Origin of the sequence: Kordia aestuariivivens (assembly GCF_014397005.1) — a bacterium.
GTDB classification, from domain to species: Bacteria; Bacteroidota; Bacteroidia; order Flavobacteriales; family Flavobacteriaceae; genus Kordia; species Kordia aestuariivivens.
Genome location: NZ_JACGWS010000007.1, coordinates 190,335 through 208,209 on the forward strand (window position 1 = coordinate 190,335; position 17,875 = coordinate 208,209).

Sequence of the window (17,875 nt, forward strand, 5' to 3'; positions counted from 1 at the left end):
TTTCAATACTAACTGATATTATTAATATGCGAATTCCATCTGACCAATTAACAAAATAAAAACAACAGATGAAACGTACCTCAATAGCCATTATGTGTAGTATTTTGCTCTTTGCTTCCTGTAAAGAGGCTACACCCGAAAAAAAATCAGACACATCTATGACCGACAATCCATTATTGACGGAATGGGATACACCTTTTGGAGTACCGCCATTCGATAAAATAAAAAGCACTGATTACTTACCCGCTTTTAAAGTTGCACTTGAAGAAAATCAAAAAGAAATCAAGGAAATTACCGAAAATACAGCGGCAGCAACATTCCAAAACACTATTGAAGCTTTGGAGTTTAGTGGAAAAAATCTAAACAGATTGCAACGTGTATTTTATGCTGTAAATGGTGCAAACACCGACAGTATTCTAAAAATAGCGGCAAAAGAAATCACGCCGGCTATTGCAACGCACAATGACAATATCAACTTAAATCCAGCATTATTCAAACGTATCAAAGCTGTATACGATCAAAAAGACAAACTAAATCTTTCTCCTGAAGAACTACGTTTATTAGAAGAAACACACAAACGTTTTGTCCGTTCAGGAATCAATTTACAAGGAAAAGCACAAGATCGCTTGCGCGAAATCAATACGCGATTGGCAAAACTAGGTGGCGATTTTGGTGAAAACCTACTCGATGAAACCAATGCATTTGAATATCACACAAAAGACAAAAAAGACTTAGGAAACCTTCCTGAAAGTTTAGTGGCTCTGGCTGCTGCCGAAGCAAAAAATAGAGGTCACAAAGATGGTTGGTCATTTACATTACAACGCCCAAGCATCAATCCGTTTTTGCAATCGTCTCCAAACCGAGAAGCGCGTAAAATATTATTTGACGGTTATGCAATGCGCGCCAATAATGACAATGAAAGCGATAACAAAGCTATTTTAAGTGAAATGGCAGCATTGCGTTTAGAAAAAGCAAAGCTCTTAGGATACGATTCGCATGCAGCATATATTCTTTCAAATAATATGGCAGAAACGCCAGAAGCTGTATTTGGCTTTATGGAAAAATTATGGCCTTCTGCATTAGCAATGGCTAAATCAGAACGTGATGCATTGGCTAAAAAGATGAAAAGTGAAGGTGTAACGGGAACTTTTGCTGGAAGCGATTGGAGACATTACGTTGAAAAAGTTAGAAAAGAACGTTACAACTTCGATGAAGAACAAACACGTCCATATTTTGAATTCACTGCCGTAAGAGACGGTGTTTTTGTATTAGCTGGAGAATTATTCGGGTTAACATTTAAAGAACTAACAAACGTTCCAAAGTGGCATGAAGATCAACAAGTATTTGAAGTATTAGAAAAAGACGGAACGCACTTAGGAATTATTTACATGGATTTCTTTGCGCGCGAAAGCAAACGTGGTGGCGCTTGGATGAATGCCTTGCGTAGTCAAATGAACGTAAACGGAATGGTAACTCCAATTGTAACGAATAATTTTAATTATCCTGCTCCTTCCGGAGATTCGCCATCGCTATTATCCTTTACAGAAGCAGAAACTTTATTTCACGAGTTTGGACATGCACTACACGGATTATTCTCTAATGTAAAATACGAATCGTTATCGGGAACGAATGTACCAAGGGACTTTGTAGAATTTCCTTCACAAGTAATGGAAAACTGGATGAGTGAACCACAAGTATTGCGTTTGTTCGCGAAGCATTACAAAACTGGTGAAGTAATTCCAGATAGTATGATTAAAAAAATGAAAGATGCAAATTCTTTCAATGGCGGATTTGCTACGGTAGAATATATGGCGGCAGCGTATTTAGATATGGCTTGGCATGCAAAAACAGAAAACATTCCAACGGACGCAAATGCTTTTGAAAAAGAAGCAATGGAAAAATTAGGCTTAATTGACGAAATTATTCCTCGTTATAGAAACACCTATTTTGGACATATCTTCTCAGGTGCTACAGGATATTCTTCTGGATATTATAGTTACTTATGGTCAGAAGTATTGGATGCAGATGCTTTTCAAGCGTTCAAAGACACAGGCAACATATTTGATCCAGAAACTGCAAAACGATACCGCAAAATGTTGAGTATGGGCGGTTCGCAACCAGGCATGGAATTGTACAAAGGATTCCGTGGTTCGGAACCTGAAATTGGTCCATTATTAAAGAAAAAAGGGTTTGTTGAATAACAAATTCGTTCCACAAAAAAAGCCTGAACAATTAAATGTTCAGGCTTTTTTTATACTATTAAATCTTAAATTATGCTTCGAAAGGTTCGATTGAAATATAAGATCTGTTGTTAGCTTTCTTTGTGAATTTCACAAGACCGTCTACTTTTGCATGTAATGTATGGTCTTTCCCCATATATACATTTTCTCCTGGATTGTGAGTAGTACCTCTTTGTCTAACGATGATATTACCAGCAATAGCTGCTTGTCCACCAAAAATCTTAACACCTAAGCGTTTTGATTCTGATTCTCTACCGTTTTTCGAACTACCAACTCCTTTTTTGTGAGCCATATTAGTAAGGTTTTATTTTGTTATACTTAAGTAATAATGCAATTACGCTTTACCACCATCTAATTCATCTTGCCATTTCTTTAATTCATCCCACTTACCATCAGCAGCTAATTGTGCTTGTGCTGGCCAAGTATCAGTAACGTGCTTTCCACGTACACCTGAAATGATTTCAGAAATTTTTGCTGGTTCTGCTTTTGCTAATTCTGCAAAAGTTGAAATTCCTGCTTCAACTAAAGTTGATGCGATTTTAGGACCAATACCTTCAATCTTTTTTAAGTCATCTCCTTTAGAAGCTGTTACTTCTTTTTTAGCTGCAGGTTTTGCAACTTCTTTTTTAGCTTCTTCTTTCTTTGGAGCTGCTTTTTTAGTTCCAGAAGCTAGAATGTTTTCAACAACAATTTCTGTTAAAGACTGACGGTGACCATTTTTAACACGGTAACCTTTACGTCTTTTCTTCTTGAAAACAATTACTTTATCACCTTTAAGGTGCTTTAAAACTTTGGCTTCTACTGAAGCTCCAGTTATAGCTGGGGCGCCTACAGTAACTTGTCCGTTGTCGTCTAATAAAAGAACATTGTCGAAAGTAACTTTCTCTCCTTCTTCTACTGCCAAACGATGAACAAATACTTTTTGGTCTTTCGCAACTTTAAATTGCTGCCCTGCCATCTCTACAATTGCATACATAGCGTATTCGTTTAATTAATTAATTTATCCAAAATGGACGCAAATATACATCTAATTAATTAATCTACAAATACTTCTATTACAGTTTATTGGGAATATTCCAACTTGGCTTAAATTTCTGCATAAACAATAGACTCAAAATCACTGTTGAAGCGAATCCTTCAATCAATATAATGAACAGTAAAAGCCCTGGTTCTGTGGCAACACTGCCCAAACTCATCGCCATTATTTTTTCAGCAAACGCTGTATCTATATGAAAGATATAAATCCCCATAAAAAGGGTGAAAATTAATGTTGCAACAAATCCTGAAATAATTCCGGCTTTAAATCCATCAAAATAATTGAAATGCACACCTCTTTGTGCTTTCACATCTTTAATCACTTTATAAATCCCAAAAGCGACAATAACTCCATTTAGTATCCGCAACCAAGGGTTTTCATGCATGCCTAACAAACGTACTGTCAAAAAATAGACTATTAATCCTAAGGCAATGAAACTTCCGTATTTTACTGTTTTCTTTTCCATGATAAATATTTCCGTTTACTATTAGTAACCAACTGACCTCCTTCAATATACGGAAAACAACCGAGGTATTAAAATAATATTAAAATTCCCGTATCGCTTGTGAGATGTAACAATTTTATAGAACTTGCGTCCTATCTAAATAACTAAAGTTAAAAAAAAGTCTAACGCAATGAAAAAAAGATTATTTTCAATAGCTTCTTTACTGCTTTTCGGATTCGTTTCCCAAGCCCAAGAAGTTAAGTTTGAAGAATATAACTTAGACAACGGTCTGCATGTAATTCTTCACCAAGACAACACTGCCCCAGTAGTTACTACTGCTGTTATGTATCATGTAGGTGCTAAAGATGAAAACCCTGAACGTACTGGGTTTGCGCATTTTTTTGAGCACCTTTTGTTTGAAGGAACAAAAAATATTGAACGCGGACAATGGTTCAAAATTGTATCTTCAAATGGTGGTAGCAATAATGCAAATACCACAGACGACAGAACATATTATTACGAAGTTTTCCCTTCAAACAATTTACAATTAGGATTGTGGTTGGAATCAGAACGTATGTTACATCCAGTAATCAACCAAGATGGTGTTGATACACAAAACGAAGTTGTAAAAGAAGAAAAAAGACAACGTGTAGACAATCAACCTTATGGACATATTCTTGAAGAAATCAAGAAAAACATGTTTAAAAAACATCCATATAAAGGAACAACCATTGGAAAGATGGAACACTTAGATGCTGCAACACTCGATGAGTTTATGGCATTCAATAAAAAATTCTACGTTCCTAATAATGCAACCTTAGTAGTTGCTGGAGATTTTGATACTGCGAAAACAAAGAAAATGATCAACGATTATTTCGCAGCTATTCCAAGAGGCGCAGCTATCGAAAGAAATTTCCCGAAAGAAGATCCGATCACAAAAGAATTTCGTGCAAAAGCATACGATCAAAATATTCAAATTCCTATGGTCATCGCTTCATATAGAACTCCTTCTTTTAAAACAAGAGACGCAAGAGTTTTAGATATGATTTCTTCGTACTTAAGTAGTGGAAAAAGTTCTAAACTATACAAACGTTTGGTTGACGAAAAGAAAATGGCATTAGCTGCACAAGCAGTAAACATTAGTCAAGAAGACTACGGAACGTATGCTGTATTAGCGCTTCCATTAGGTGAAGTTACATTGGATGATTTAATTGCTGAAATGGACGACGAAATCAAGAAAGTTCAAACTGAGTTGATTTCTGAGAAAGATTACCAAAAACTTCAAAATAAATTTGAGAACAACTTTGTAAATTCAAACTCTAGCGTGCAAGGAATTGCAAACTCTTTAGCTAGATACAATGTTTTGTACGGAGATACAAACTTGATCAATACTGAAATTGATATTTACAGATCTATTACAAGAGAAGAAATTAGAGAAGTTGCGAATAAGTACTTAAATCAAAACCAACGTTTGATTTTAGAATATTTACCAGCTGAAAAAACACAAGAAAAAAAATAAAAAGATCATGAAATGAGTCCTTTACTTTTAGGTAAATTAGACTTAAAATTTTTTGACGAATTCCATTTGACCTATTAAAAACATTAAAAAATAACAAATGAAAACAAGAATATTTTCACTCCTTGTATTGTTTTTAGCTTCGCTAACAATGCAAGCCCAAATAGATAGATCAGTGCAGCCAAAACCTGGACCAGCACCAAAGATCAATATTGGAAAACCACAAACGTTTACACTGAAAAACGGACTTACAGTAATGGTTGTTGAAAACAACAAATTACCGCGTGTATCTGCAACATTAACAATTGACAATCCACTTGTTGTAGAAGGAAGAAAAGCAGGTCTTACAAGTTTAGTAAGCTCTTTATTAGGAAGTGGTTCTACTTCAATTTCTAAAGATGATTTTAATGAAGAAGTTGATTATTTAGGAGCTTCGTTAAATTTTGGTTCGCAAAGTGCTTTTGCTGGATCACTTTCAAAGTACTTTCCAAGAATTATGGAATTAATGGCTGATGCCGCTTTGAATCCTAACTTTACAGAAGAAGATTTAGAAGCTGAAAGAGCTAAGATTTTAGAAAATTTAAAATCTGAAAAGAAAAATGTTGGAGCTATCGCAGGAAGAGTTCAATCTGTATTAGCGTATGGAGCAAATCATCCTTACGGAGAATTCATTACTGAAGAAAGCATCAAAAATGTTACACTTGCTGATTTAAAAGCTTTTCACGCTAAATACTTCAAACCAAACAATGCATATTTAATTATTGTTGGAGATGTAAAAGCAAAAGACGCTAAGAAATTAATAAAGAAGCTTTTCAACAAATGGGAGAAAGGAACTATTGTTGCTGATACATACGGTACGGCAAAGAATGCCACTTCAACAGAAGTAAACTTCATTGATATGGAAAATGCTGTACAATCTGAATTAAGCGTTCAGAACACAGTAACACTTACCATGAAAGATGAAGATTATTTCCCTGTTTTAATCGCTAACAACATCTTAGGTGGTGGTGGAGAAGCACGTTTATTCAACAACTTACGTGAAGACAAGAAATTTACGTACGGTTCATATTCAAGAATTGGAAACAACAAAAAAACAATTTCTACATTCAAAGCTACGGCAAGTGTACGTAATGCAGTAACAGATAGTGCTGTTGTTGAAATCTTAAAAGAAATTAAAAAGATTTCTACGGAATTAGTTTCTGATGAAGAATTAAAAAATGTAAAAGCTAAATACGTTGGAAACTTTGTTATGGGAATTGAAAGACCTGCTACGGTTGCAAGTTATGCTTTGCGTATCAAGACTCAAGATTTACCAAAAGATTTCTACGAAACATACTTAGAAAAGATTGAAGCAGTAACTAAAGAAGATGTATTGAGAGCTGCTAAAAAATATTTCTTAAAAGATAACTTACGTATTGTAGTTACAGGAAAAGGAAGTGAAGTAATTGATGCTTTGGAAAACTTAACATTTGACGGGAAAAAGATTCCTGTAAAATACTTTGACCAATCTGGAGAGCCAACAAAAAAGCCTGAATTCAAGAAGCCAATTCCTGCTGGAGTTACTGCTGAAACAGTAATTGCTGATTATATCAAAGCTATTGGCGGAAAAGATAAATTAATGAACGTCACTACAATTGTTCAAGAAATGGGCGCAACTTTCCAAGGAATGGATATGTCTATGAAAATGAAGCAAAAAGCTCCTAACTTATTATCTGTTGATGTAAGTATCGCAGGTATGGGAAGTGTGAACAAGCAAGTATTTGATGGTGAAAAAGGATATATGGCTGCACAAGGTCAAAAAAGAGATATGCCAGCTGATAAGATTGCTGAAATGAAAGCTAAAAAATCACTTTTTGAAGAACTTACTTTTGGAGAAAATAGTAAGATGGTTTTAAAAGGTATCGAATCAGTAGATGGTAACGATGCTTATGCGATTGTTATTGAAAAAGCAAACGGAGACAAATCAACTAATTTCTACGATGTTAAATCGGGATTAAAAGTGAAAGAAAGTTCAACTGTAAAAGGACCGGGAGGACAAGAAGTTGCTCAAGATCGTTTCTTTGGTGATTATAAAGAGGTTGACGGTATAAAAATACCACACTTAATGATTATCCCTGCGGCAGGACAAAAAATTGAAATGGTTGCAGTTTCTACAAAAATAAATGCACCTTTAACAAAAGCTGATTTCGAGTAAATCACTATTGAAAATAAATCAAAAAGCTCTAAGAAAATCTTAGAGCTTTTTTTATGCTTTATAATTTACGCTGTTCCTTTTTTACTTCGTTTATTCACCAAATACACACCTACCAAAATTATAATTCCGCCTACTATTTGGTAAAAACTCAATCGTTCTCCAAAAAACAATCCCCAAAAAATTGCCACAACTGGCATAGTATACGTTACGGAAGAAGCAAAAATTGGACTTGAAATCTGCACCAATCTGCTGTAAATAACTTTAGCAATCGCAGTTCCAAATAATGACAAAACGATTACATAACCCACAGCTATTTGCATCGCTACATCGTGCATTATATAACTAAAAAAACCTGTATATATTAGTATAATCAATGCAGGAATTACAATGATGACAAAGTTTCCTGTCACGATTGCAAGCGCATTCAAATCATTCAAATACTTTTTGATGATATTCACGTTCAAACCATAGCCAATGGTTGCGAGTAAAACGAAAATACTAAACCAATAGTTCTGACTCGGATTAAAATCTGCGCCAGCAATAACCAACACTAAGGTCCCGATTAAACCAATAAAAACGCCCAAAACTTGTCGTTTGGTAACAACTATACCAAAAAATAACATCCCAAAAACAATTGTATTTAAAGGCACCATTGAATTTAACATACCAGCTACAGAACTGTCCAATTGTTCTTGCGCAATGGCAAATAAAAACACAGGAAATAAAGATCCGGCCATTGCTGTCCAAAAAATCCATTTCCATTGTGAACGTTTGATTAACTTTATTTTTTTCAAGCCTATCGGGAATAAAAACAAGGCAGTAATCACAATACGCAATGCGCCTAACTGAATGGAATTTAATCCTTCCATTGCGAGATCAATCAGAATAAACGAACTTCCCCAAATCAATGATAATATAATGAGATACACCCACTTTAGTTTTGCATTGTCCATTAGTACGGTTCAAAATTATCACGCAAAAGTCCGACAAATATTTCTAATATTCTGATCCTAATTGTGTAATTTTGTAATATTCTAATAGGTGAAATCTATATAGGTTTCTCAAATTAATTTGATAAATACAATCCTTATGAAAAAAATATTTTTAGTGTGCGCAATGGCAATCGCCATTATAAGCTGTAAAAACAATACAACACCAGAAACTGTAACTGTTGATACACAAGCAGAAACTGTAAAAAAAGAAGCGAATACAAAAGATGTAGCTGCCAACTATAACAAAGCTGAATTTAAAATTGATGGTATGACTTGTGCTATTGGTTGCGCAAAACGTATTGAAAGCAAATTAGCGTCTATGGAAGGTGTAAAATCTGCAAAGGTAGATTTTGACCAGAAATTAGCAATGGTTGAATACAACGAAGCAAAAGTTGATTTTGATGCCTTAACAAGTACTGTGGCGAAAGTTCCTGGCGATTATAAAATTTCAGACATGAAAAATGTAGATGCTTTTGCAAAAGCATGTAAGGCAGATTGCAAAATGGACTGTTGCGCTAAGAAAGGTGAAACTAAAAAAGCATGTAAAGCTGATTGTAAAATGGCGTGCTGTGCGAAGAAAGATGCTAAGAAAACCGCTTGCGCAGAAGATTGCAAGAAAGAATGTTGCACTAAGAAAGTGTAATTTCTATTCTTAATAAGAATTATAGAAACTCATTATTTTGTCAGTTGTGATCAGAAGAAATCCTGATCATAACTGACATTTTTTTATTTAATAAAATTAGTAACAGTAAATCCCAGGAGGACAAATTGAATGAGATGGACAGAAACATGAATGGTTTGGATCTAAACCACCCTTTGTTTCCAAAGAATTAAAATTTGTAATCGTTTTTTTAGTAAAAGCAAGGCTTTTGATTCGTGATTTTTTCATGATACTATAATTTTTGGTTAATAATCAGGAAGTTATGTAAACAAATTATCAACCCGCTACGGGAACACCGTAGTTAACATTTATAAGACAGAAATGAAACAACCAACAATTCGACTAAGCTCAGTGTTCTGTATACTATAAAGTTTTGATCATATAAAAATCTAAAAGAAAAGCGAAGCGATCTAGCAATCTACTCTTTCCACTTCAAAGTTTCTATCAACATGCGAATGTCTTTTTTAATGTACACAACCGCAGGATAAATAGAATCGTAATTTGGTATTGCATTAAAGTACAATGAACCTGTTAAGAAATGTTTGGTGCTATCTGTGACGTAAAATTGTGCTTGAGAAGCAGCGTTTCCTTCTACTTCATAGACCATTCCATATACACCTTGTTCCTTATTATCATAAATAGTTGGCTCAATAGCATCAGCTTTTACGGCATGTTCGTACGTAAGTTTTTGAACATCTTCTAACAATTGATTTAAGTTTCCTTCAATAGGAATGTATGATAAATGTAAGGTTCCGTTGAGCGCAGGATACTCTAAATTCATCCAGCAATTTTTCTTGGGAACAATGGAAGCAAGTTGGTTTTTTTCAAACGTATACGGACAATCGAATTGTACTTTGGCATAATTTGCCTCAGGATATTCTAAGCGCAAAAATCCGTTTGGTTTTGGCAACACTTCTCCTCCACATGAAATTAAGAGGATGCTCAGAAGCAAAACAATACTTGTATATTTTATAATCTTCATTATTTGAGTGTTACTTTTACTTGTTTCAATCGCTTATTGTCAATCACTTCCACAGTAAACGTATAGTTGCCAAAGTTTATTTTATCCTTTACTTTCGGGAAACCTCTAAATATCTCCAACACAAACCCTGCAATCGTTTCCGATTCTCCTTTGTGCGATTCAAACTCGGAAGCATCTGCAATTCCTATAATTTTATAAAAATCTTTTAAATTCGTTTTTCCTTCAAAGACATAATTTTTATCATCAATCTTAGAATAATGTACATCTTCATCATCAAATTCGTCGCTAATATCGCCTACAATTTCTTCAATAACATCTTCCAACGATACCAAACCAGAAGTTCCTCCGTATTCATCAACCACAATAGCTAAGTGAATTTTCTTATCTTGAAATTCGCGCAGTAAATCGTCTAGTTTTTTATTCTCGGGAACGAAATAAGGTTTTCGAAGTAAATTTACCCATCCATAATCAACAGTGTCAATATGCGGAATTAAATCTTTTACATATAAAATTCCCGAAATATCGTCCAAACTTTCTTTGTATACTGGAATTCGAGAATATCCTTTTTTGACAATTTCTTGAATTACTGTGTTGTAACTCATATCTTCTTTCAACGCAAAAACGTCCATACGCGGTTGCATCACTTGTTTAGTATCTGTGTTTCCAAAAGAGACAATTCCCTGTAAAATTTTCTGTTCTTCTAACGTTGTTTCATTTTCAGATGTTAACTCTAATGCTTGCGATAGTTGATCAACAGAAAGATACGAACGTTGTTTTCCAAGTTTTTTCTGAATCAATCCAGATACAAAACTCATTGGCAAACTAATTGGTGTAAAAATTTTATGCAAAATATTCAGGGGATATGCCATCATCGCCGAAAATTTGTGTTTGTTTCTGCTTGCGTATACTTTTGGTAAAATTTCGCCAAAAAGTAAAATTAAAAAAGTAACAACTCCAATTTCTATCACTAATCGAATCCAAGCAGTTGTAATTCCTGAGAAAAACAAATCGCCCAGCGAAGCAAATAATAAAACCGTTGTGATATTTATAAAATTATTCGCCACTAAAATCGTTGCCAATAATTTTTTAGGATTCAGTAACAATTTAGCGACCAATCGCAATCGTGTAGAATCAGATGCGGAAGCTTCGTTTACTTCGGTTTGTGATAAAGAAAATAGCGCTACTTCTGCTCCGGAAATTAAAGCAGAGCAAAATAATAAGATACCAAAAAAAACAATCTTAAAAATATCAAGTCCGTCAAAGGCGGTTGTAAAGATTAGTATACTGGGTTCTGGATCCAAAATTTCAATCGTTAATTAAACTTATTTTAAAATGGTAGATCATCGTCTTCTCCCGCAGGCGAAGCTTGTGGCGCTTGTTGTTGTTGTTGTGAAGGCCCTGGCTGCGCAGCTTGATGATTTGGCGTTGCGTTTGTATTTGTGTTAGTATTGCTAGCTGGCGTTCCTGTGTTCGATTGTGATTCTTTCTTGGTTGATAAAAACGTAAAATCAGTTACTTGCACTTCCGTAGAATAGCGTGTATTTCCATCTTCACCTTGCCATTGTCTGTTTTTCAAACGTCCTTCTACATATACTTTATCGCCCTTACTCAAATATTTTTCGCAGATTTCGGCTGCTTTATTACGGACAACAATATTATGCCAATCTGTATTTACAACGCGTTCGCCTGTTTGCTTATTTGTATATGAATCGTTTGTTGCAATTGGAAAACGTCCAATACAACCGCCACCTTCAAAGTAATGCATTTTTACTTCATCGCCCAAGTGCCCTATCAACATTACTTTATTTAGTGTTCCGCTCATGTTCTTAAATTTCTGTGTGATAAAATTATAGACTCCGTTCTTCAACGGGGTTAGTTCAACTTACAATTTTGAGTGCGCCTTATTTTAGGCTTCTCAAAATTTGGTTTCACTAATCAAATGTACTAAAAAACCATTAAAAATCGAAAGCTTCAATGAAGTTTCCAATTAGAATTGGTACTGGATATTTTCTAATTTCCTGCAAAGGTATTCCGTTTTTTAAACTATTGGTTGTTTCTACTACCCAAAATGTTGTATGCAAATGCTGATGTGACAATTTATGAATGATTGGCTTTTGGTTAAACTGTGTAATCGAAACGTCTTTAAGCGCAATCATTTCTTCTATTTCTAATTGATGTTGCTCAATATCATCCACAGCTTTATCGGTTTCTACAAGTGGAAACTGATACAATCCTTGCCAAATGCCTTTTCCTTTGCGTTCTTCCAGAAGCGTTTCTTCTTGGTTTGAAACAATCACTATATAATTGAACCAGCGATTTTTAACTTTTGTCTTTTTCAACTTCACTGGCAACGTTGTAACGTGCTGATTTTTCAATCCTAAGCAACTTGAAGCTAAGGGGCAAATAATGCAATACGGACTTTGTGGCTTGCATTGTACAGCGCCAAACTCCATAATTGCCTGATTAAAATTCGCAGGATCATCATGATCAATGACTTCAAATGCTAATTTTTTAAACATTTTTATGCCTTCTGTGCTATTAATAGGTAAGTCAACATCAAAATAACGCGCCAAAACTCGGTATACATTTCCATCAACTACGGGCGCAATTTCGTCAAAACAGATCGAAGCGATGGCACTTGCTGTGTAATCTCCGACGCCTTTTAGCTTTAAAAGAGCCGAATAACTGCTTGGAAACTCTCCATTGTAGTTATTTACAATATCTTTTGCGGTGTAATGTAAGTTGCGTGCTCGCGAATAATAACCGAGTCCTTGCCAAAGTTTTAACACCTGTGATTCTTCGGCTTTTGCCAAATCGTACACAGTTGGAAATACTTCTGTAAACTTCTCATAATAAGGCAGTCCCTGCGCTACGCGGGTTTGTTGCAGCATAATTTCGGAGAGCCAAATACGGTATGGATCTTTGGTTTTTCGCCATGGTAAATCGCGCTTATTTTGGAAATACCATTGTATAATTTCTTTGGAAAAGTTCATCAAATAAAAATAATACGCAAAAATATATCTTTATATGGTTAAATTTTAATCAATTAGAATATAAATATTATCTAATTAATTATATATTTGCAACCCTTAATTTTTATAAAAAATAAATAAAATATATTAAAATGACGAAAGCGGACATCGTAGCAAAAATTTCAGAGAAATTAGGAATGGAAAAAGGTGATGTACAGGCAACTGTAGAAACTTTTATGGAAGAAGTTAAGAATTCTTTAGAGAGTGGAGACAATGTTTACCTTAGAGGTTTTGGTAGTTTTATCATTAAAACAAGAGCCGAAAAAACAGGTAGAAACATTTCTAAGAACACTACAATCAAAATTCCAGCACACAACATTCCAGCATTTAAGCCTGCAAAAGTTTTTGTTGAAGGAGTAAAGAGCAACGTTGAAGTAAAGTAATTAAAAGAATAATTTATTAATTTAAAAAACATAGAGCATTATGCCAAGTGGTAAAAAAAGAAAAAGACACAAGGTGGCTACGCACAAGCGTAAGAAGAGAAGAAGAGCTAATCGTCACAAGAAGAAGTAGTTTATATAAACTACTTCATTGTTTTATTTTTATATAAAACAAAAAAACGTTCTTTGAAAAAAAATTGCATACCAAAGTAAGCACTACTGTCTTGTGCTTACAATTGTGTATGTATATTTTATTGGGTAGAAACAATACCTGTGAGAAAATTGTTTAATCCATCTGTACATTTATGTATGGATAAAAATGAAATCAGAGTGAATAAAGAATTAATCATTAGATCCAATTCCTCTGAAGTTGATTTTGCCTTGCTAAAGGATGGAAAACTTATAGAGTTACATAAGGAAGAAGATAGTAACGATTTTGCAGTTGGAGACGTATTTCTTGCCAAAATAAGAAAACCCGTTTCCGGACTAAATGCAGCTTTTGTAAATGTTGGCTACGAAAAAGATGCCTTTTTACATTACCACGATTTAGGACCGCAACTTCCTTCCTTACTAAAATTTATAAAACGTGTAAGCACAGGTAAATTAAAAGATTATACATTAAAAAACTTTCCTTTTGAACCAAATATTGATAAAAATGGTAGCATCATGGATGCTATTAAAGCCAATCAATCATTACTTGTTCAAATTGTAAAGGAGCCAATTTCGACCAAAGGTCCTAGAATTAGTTCTGAACTTTCTATTGCCGGACGATATATTGTACTTGTTCCCTTTTCGGAGCGTGTATCTATATCTCAAAAAATTGAAAGTAAGGAAGAAAAAGACCGATTAAAACGTTTGGTACTTAGTATCAAACCGAAAGGTTTTGGCGTTATTGTACGTACAGTAGCTGAAGGCAAAAAAGTAGCTGAATTGGACCAAGACTTGCAGAACTTGTTGACAAAATGGTCAACAATGTGCAAAAAATTGTATAAAGCAGAACATCCGTCGAAAGTATTAAGTGAAATGAATAAAGCATCCTCAATTTTGAGAGACATCTTTAACGAATCATTCACAGGAATTCATATAGACGATGAAGATCTTTATTACGAAATTAAAGAATACGTGCACAATATTGCACCTAAAAAAGAGTCTATCGTCAAATTGTACCAGTCAAAAGTTCCACTCTTTGAAAAACATGGAGTAGAACGACAAATTAAAACCTCTTTTGGAAAAACAGTTTCCATGAGTAAAGGCGCTTATTTAATTATAGAACACACTGAAGCATTACATGTTATTGATGTAAACAGTGGTAACCGTTCTAATAAAGCCCGCACACAAGAGGACACCGCATTAGAAGTCAACATGATTGCCGCAAAAGAAATTGCAAGGCAACTACGATTGCGCGATATGGGAGGAATTATCGTCATCGATTTTATAGATATGACTAATGCAGAACACCGCAGAACTTTGTTTGATCATTTGAAGACAGAAATGAAAGACGACAGAGCGAAACACAAAATATTACCTCCTAGCAAATTTGGTTTGGTACAAATTACGCGACAAAGAGTACGACCAGAAGTAAATATTAAAACGAGAGAAGTAAACCCAAATGGAGGAAGTCTAGAAGTAGAAGCTCCTATTGGTCTCATTGATAAAATTACAACTGATCTAGAAAAAATTATAGCCAAAAAAGAAGGCTTAAATGGAGTTACGCTTAATATACATCCGTTTATTGCAGCGTATCTCAAACAAGGATTTCCATCCATCCGTTTCAAATGGTTCTTAGAACACAAGAAATGGGTAAAAATATTACCAAGAGACGCTTACACGTACTTAGAGTATCGTTTTAAAGATAAAAACGATGAAGTTTTATAAACTAATGAAAAGCGACCAGTGATGGTCGCTTTTTTTGTTTGTGGTTTTTTTCTTATATTTAAGAAAATTGTTTGAAAATTCATAATGTATGAGTAAAATTCCCGTTTTTGTTTCTTGTCCAACTATTCTCAATAAAAGACAGAAAGCATATAGAAAAATAATTATCGATATTATTGATGATTTGAACATGGAACCTAGAGCATTAGGAAGAAGTGATTACCCTAAAGATTTCCCACTAAAAGAAATAGCAATTTTATGTAAGAGATGTAGTGGTGGTATTATTCTTGGTTTTGAACAAACTAAAGTGATTATAGGAGAAATTAAAAGAGGTACAAAAGAAGAAAAAACGATTAAAGAAAAATCACTCCCAACTCCTTGGAATAACATAGAAGCTGGAATTTTATTTGGTCTAAAATTACCTTTGTTAATCTTTAAAGAAAAAGAAATATCTGGAGGTGTTTTTGATTATGGAATATCTGATGCGTTTATACATGATTTTCCACAAAAAATCACAGAAGCAAAAAAGAATGAAATAAAGCAAGTCGTTCAAAAATGGTTTGCTGAAGTTAGCGTATTACATAATATTTTTTAAAACAATTATTTCCAACGCTAGTCGTGCCATCAAACAAACTAAAAATATTCGTGAATTCGTAGCATGAATTAGAAATTAATTGTATTAACAGTGCTGGATTTTACCCAAACCTTAATGTGCATAGTTTGGTAAAACGTTGCATATTTATTTTTCGAATTTAATTTTATGTTGTAAAACAACACTATGAAAAATAACAACCTATTATTACTCCATGGAGCTTTGGGAAGCAAAGCACAACTAAAACCACTACAAGAATTGCTATCTAAAGATTTTAATGTTCATACCTTAAATTTTGAAGGACATGGCGGCCGTTTTTCTACTAACGACTTTTGCATGGAGCGATTTGCGGAGAATGTTGCAGAGAAGCTTCAAACTTTAGCAATCTCAAAAACACATATTTTTGGATATAGTATGGGCGGTTATGTCGCTTTGCAATTAGCAAAAAAATATCCTGAATTAGTAGATCGTATCGTAACACTTGGAACTAAATTTAATTGGTCATTAGAAGCTGCTCAGCAAGAAGTTAAGATGCTTAATTCTTCCAAAATTGAAGAAAAAGTTCCTGCTTTTGCCAAGTATCTTCAAGAATTGCACCAGCCAAATGACTGGAAAGAAGTTCTTCAAAAAACGGCTGATATGATGTTAGCATTGGCGAATGGAAAAAAACTCATCAATGATGATTTACACCAAATTCAACACAAAATTTTAATTGGAATTGGCGCATTAGACACTATGGTAACAATTGCTGAATCTGAAAATGCGGCTTCACAATTGCCAAACGCAACGTTGAGAATTATAGAAGATGTAAAACATCCGATTGAAAAGGTAGATACGAATGTGTTAGCAACTGTTATTCGCAATTTTATTGCTTAATTTCAAAAAATTAATTACAATCACTTACATCAAACATTCCATCTACAATAATAAACTTACGTTCATTGTATTTGATCTTTGTGTTCTCTTTAGAAATTTTCAAATTACGGAATCCGCATACCGTTTTTAAACGTGTATTATTACTCAATTGTAAAAAGCCAACACTTTTTAAGTTTTTAAATGCATCAATACTTACTGCATACGAGTTGCTTTCTATTACGAACCTATTTTGAACAGTTTCTAATGCATCAAATCCATTTATTTTGATAAGCGCATCATTTTCTTCGATTGTTAAGTTTTTTTCGATTTTTTTAATGTTTGAAAATCCACTTAAGTCATGCAAGCTCTCATTATCATATATAGAAACATGCTCTTTCACTTCTGTAATATTGTAAAACGTATCAATTGCCTCCAATTTACCATTTAACCATATATTTATGCTTCCTCCAATATGCGTAACATTATCTAATCCTTTTATACTTACGAGCGATGCATTATCCATAATATTAATCGTTTCACCTATATGTATAAGGTTTTTTAAAGCGTCTAAATTCTCCAATTTAGGATTGGAATGAAATGATAAATGACGTCCAACTTTCGTTAAGTTTTGCAATCCATTTAATGAAGTTAGTTCTGGGTTTTGAACAATTCCATCTGGTGTGTGATCACCAATAACTAACTTTCCTTCAATTTCAACAAGCGTAGCTAAAGGAGATAAGTCGGAAGCGCCGCTAATAATAAGATTTCCTTCAAATTTAGAAAGTCCTTTTTTCCCAAAAGCTTCTAATTCTTTTTGTGTTGTTATTTCAATTGTATTCGATTTTTTTGACTGACTTTGTGCTTCTGTAAATTGAAAATTTATAAATAGTAAAGCTATAAAAAGTAGCTTTTTATAAGGTTGCTGCATCCTGTTTTGATTTAAGAAAAACAATTATACGACTAATTGATAAGTTTACCAATTACTTATATACATTGAATTTATCTAAATCAACTTTTACCAACTTTTTAGATTTCAATAAAAACTACTTTCATAAATAACAGTTATCTTTAGCGCTTT

General features: G+C 33.9%; 17 protein-coding genes. 8 read left to right on the top strand and 9 right to left on the bottom strand.

Annotated elements, in window-relative coordinates:
• The first annotated feature begins 68 nt into the window (after positions 1–68).
• Positions 69–2,201: a M3 family metallopeptidase gene (locus H2O64_RS12950; RefSeq protein ID WP_187562627.1), complete on the top strand. Its 2,133-nt coding sequence runs from the start codon at positions 69–71 to the stop codon at positions 2,199–2,201.
• A gap of 70 nt (positions 2,202–2,271) precedes the next feature.
• Here the strand turns inward: H2O64_RS12950 and rpmA are convergent, their stop codons facing one another.
• The 3 genes from rpmA to H2O64_RS12965 all read right to left on the bottom strand — a co-directional run bounded on the left by rpmA (position 2,272) and on the right by H2O64_RS12965 (position 3,742).
• Positions 2,272–2,532 (bottom strand): 50S ribosomal protein L27, encoded by a 261-nt coding sequence (rpmA, locus tag H2O64_RS12955; protein ID WP_160129825.1) that lies wholly within the window; start codon positions 2,530–2,532, stop codon positions 2,272–2,274.
• Between the two features lie 42 nt (positions 2,533–2,574).
• Complete coding sequence (rplU, locus tag H2O64_RS12960) at positions 2,575–3,216, bottom strand: 50S ribosomal protein L21 (RefSeq protein WP_187562628.1); 642 nt, start codon at positions 3,214–3,216, stop codon at positions 2,575–2,577.
• 79 nt (positions 3,217–3,295) lie between these two features.
• Positions 3,296–3,742, bottom strand: coding sequence for a DUF4199 domain-containing protein (locus tag H2O64_RS12965; protein ID WP_187562629.1), 447 nt, complete (start codon positions 3,740–3,742; stop codon positions 3,296–3,298).
• 169 nt (positions 3,743–3,911) lie between these two features.
• On the opposite strand from H2O64_RS12965, the gene H2O64_RS12970 reads away from it, so the two are divergent.
• Both H2O64_RS12970 and H2O64_RS12975 read left to right on the top strand, forming a co-directional pair.
• Complete coding sequence (locus tag H2O64_RS12970) at positions 3,912–5,240, top strand: M16 family metallopeptidase (RefSeq protein WP_187562630.1); 1,329 nt, start codon at positions 3,912–3,914, stop codon at positions 5,238–5,240.
• Between the two features lie 97 nt (positions 5,241–5,337).
• A complete protein-coding gene (locus tag H2O64_RS12975; protein WP_187562631.1) occupies positions 5,338–7,431 on the top strand; it encodes a M16 family metallopeptidase in 2,094 nt (697 codons plus the stop codon).
• A 65-nt stretch (positions 7,432–7,496) separates the two neighbouring features.
• Here the strand turns inward: H2O64_RS12975 and H2O64_RS12980 are convergent, their stop codons facing one another.
• Entirely contained in the window at positions 7,497–8,384 is an 888-nt protein-coding gene (locus tag H2O64_RS12980) for a DMT family transporter (protein ID WP_187562632.1), read from the bottom strand.
• Positions 8,385–8,520: 136 nt separating this feature from the next.
• On the opposite strand from H2O64_RS12980, the gene H2O64_RS12985 reads away from it, so the two are divergent.
• Positions 8,521–9,066 carry a heavy-metal-associated domain-containing protein gene (locus H2O64_RS12985; RefSeq protein ID WP_187562633.1) on the top strand — a complete coding sequence of 182 codons (546 nt, stop codon included), beginning with the start codon at positions 8,521–8,523 and terminating at the stop codon, positions 9,064–9,066.
• 436 nt (positions 9,067–9,502) lie between these two features.
• Here the strand turns inward: H2O64_RS12985 and gldD are convergent, their stop codons facing one another.
• From gldD to mutY, 4 genes are all read right to left on the bottom strand, one after another.
• On the bottom strand, positions 9,503–10,066 hold the full coding sequence (gldD, locus tag H2O64_RS12990; RefSeq protein WP_187562634.1) for a gliding motility lipoprotein GldD: 564 nt from the start codon (positions 10,064–10,066) through the stop codon (positions 9,503–9,505).
• Complete coding sequence (locus tag H2O64_RS12995; RefSeq protein WP_187562635.1) at positions 10,066–11,367, bottom strand: gliding motility-associated protein GldE; 1,302 nt, start codon at positions 11,365–11,367, stop codon at positions 10,066–10,068. Before H2O64_RS12995 ends, gldD begins: the two co-directional genes overlap by 1 nt.
• Before the next feature lie 26 nt (positions 11,368–11,393).
• Positions 11,394–11,888, bottom strand: coding sequence for a single-stranded DNA-binding protein (locus tag H2O64_RS13000; protein ID WP_187562636.1), 495 nt, complete (start codon positions 11,886–11,888; stop codon positions 11,394–11,396).
• 133 nt (positions 11,889–12,021) lie between these two features.
• The gene (gene mutY / locus H2O64_RS13005; RefSeq protein ID WP_187562637.1) at positions 12,022–13,059 is read right to left on the bottom strand and encodes an A/G-specific adenine glycosylase; all 1,038 of its coding nucleotides are present in this window, start codon (positions 13,057–13,059) and stop codon (positions 12,022–12,024) included.
• A gap of 131 nt (positions 13,060–13,190) precedes the next feature.
• Here mutY and H2O64_RS13010 point away from each other — a divergent pair, with 131 nt between their 5' ends.
• The 4 genes from H2O64_RS13010 to H2O64_RS13025 all read left to right on the top strand — a co-directional run bounded on the left by H2O64_RS13010 (position 13,191) and on the right by H2O64_RS13025 (position 16,818).
• Entirely contained in the window at positions 13,191–13,481 is a 291-nt protein-coding gene (locus tag H2O64_RS13010; RefSeq protein ID WP_007095511.1) for an HU family DNA-binding protein, read from the top strand.
• Positions 13,482–13,808: 327 nt separating this feature from the next.
• A complete protein-coding gene (locus tag H2O64_RS13015) occupies positions 13,809–15,353 on the top strand; it encodes an Rne/Rng family ribonuclease (RefSeq protein ID WP_187562700.1) in 1,545 nt (514 codons plus the stop codon).
• 88 nt (positions 15,354–15,441) lie between these two features.
• Complete coding sequence (locus H2O64_RS13020) at positions 15,442–15,945, top strand: hypothetical protein (protein ID WP_187562638.1); 504 nt, start codon at positions 15,442–15,444, stop codon at positions 15,943–15,945.
• A gap of 183 nt (positions 15,946–16,128) precedes the next feature.
• Positions 16,129–16,818 (top strand): alpha/beta fold hydrolase, encoded by a 690-nt coding sequence (locus H2O64_RS13025; RefSeq protein ID WP_187562639.1) that lies wholly within the window; start codon positions 16,129–16,131, stop codon positions 16,816–16,818.
• Between the two features lie 10 nt (positions 16,819–16,828).
• Here H2O64_RS13025 and H2O64_RS13030 read toward each other — a convergent pair whose 3' ends face one another.
• Positions 16,829–17,725: a hypothetical protein gene (locus H2O64_RS13030; RefSeq protein WP_187562640.1), complete on the bottom strand. Its 897-nt coding sequence runs from the start codon at positions 17,723–17,725 to the stop codon at positions 16,829–16,831.
• Between the last annotated feature and the right edge of the window lie 150 nt (positions 17,726–17,875).

Coding starts and splice junctions, on each gene's coding strand:
- mutY (WP_187562637.1), bottom strand. CDS start 13,059: ATGAACTTTTCCAAAGAAATTATACAATGGTATTTCCAAAATAAGCGC.
- H2O64_RS12985 (WP_187562633.1), top strand. CDS start 8,521: ATGAAAAAAATATTTTTAGTGTGCGCAATGGCAATCGCCATTATAAGC.
- H2O64_RS13000 (WP_187562636.1), bottom strand. CDS start 11,888: ATGAGCGGAACACTAAATAAAGTAATGTTGATAGGGCACTTGGGCGAT.
- H2O64_RS12965 (WP_187562629.1), bottom strand. CDS start 3,742: ATGGAAAAGAAAACAGTAAAATACGGAAGTTTCATTGCCTTAGGATTA.
- H2O64_RS13025 (WP_187562639.1), top strand. CDS start 16,129: ATGAAAAATAACAACCTATTATTACTCCATGGAGCTTTGGGAAGCAAA.
- H2O64_RS13030 (WP_187562640.1), bottom strand. CDS start 17,725: ATGCAGCAACCTTATAAAAAGCTACTTTTTATAGCTTTACTATTTATA.
- H2O64_RS13020 (WP_187562638.1), top strand. CDS start 15,442: ATGAGTAAAATTCCCGTTTTTGTTTCTTGTCCAACTATTCTCAATAAA.
- H2O64_RS12970 (WP_187562630.1), top strand. CDS start 3,912: ATGAAAAAAAGATTATTTTCAATAGCTTCTTTACTGCTTTTCGGATTC.
- H2O64_RS13010 (WP_007095511.1), top strand. CDS start 13,191: ATGACGAAAGCGGACATCGTAGCAAAAATTTCAGAGAAATTAGGAATG.
- H2O64_RS12975 (WP_187562631.1), top strand. CDS start 5,338: ATGAAAACAAGAATATTTTCACTCCTTGTATTGTTTTTAGCTTCGCTA.
- gldD (WP_187562634.1), bottom strand. CDS start 10,066: ATGAAGATTATAAAATATACAAGTATTGTTTTGCTTCTGAGCATCCTC.
- rpmA (WP_160129825.1), bottom strand. CDS start 2,532: ATGGCTCACAAAAAAGGAGTTGGTAGTTCGAAAAACGGTAGAGAATCA.
- rplU (WP_187562628.1), bottom strand. CDS start 3,216: ATGTATGCAATTGTAGAGATGGCAGGGCAGCAATTTAAAGTTGCGAAA.
- H2O64_RS12980 (WP_187562632.1), bottom strand. CDS start 8,384: ATGGACAATGCAAAACTAAAGTGGGTGTATCTCATTATATTATCATTG.
- H2O64_RS12950 (WP_187562627.1), top strand. CDS start 69: ATGAAACGTACCTCAATAGCCATTATGTGTAGTATTTTGCTCTTTGCT.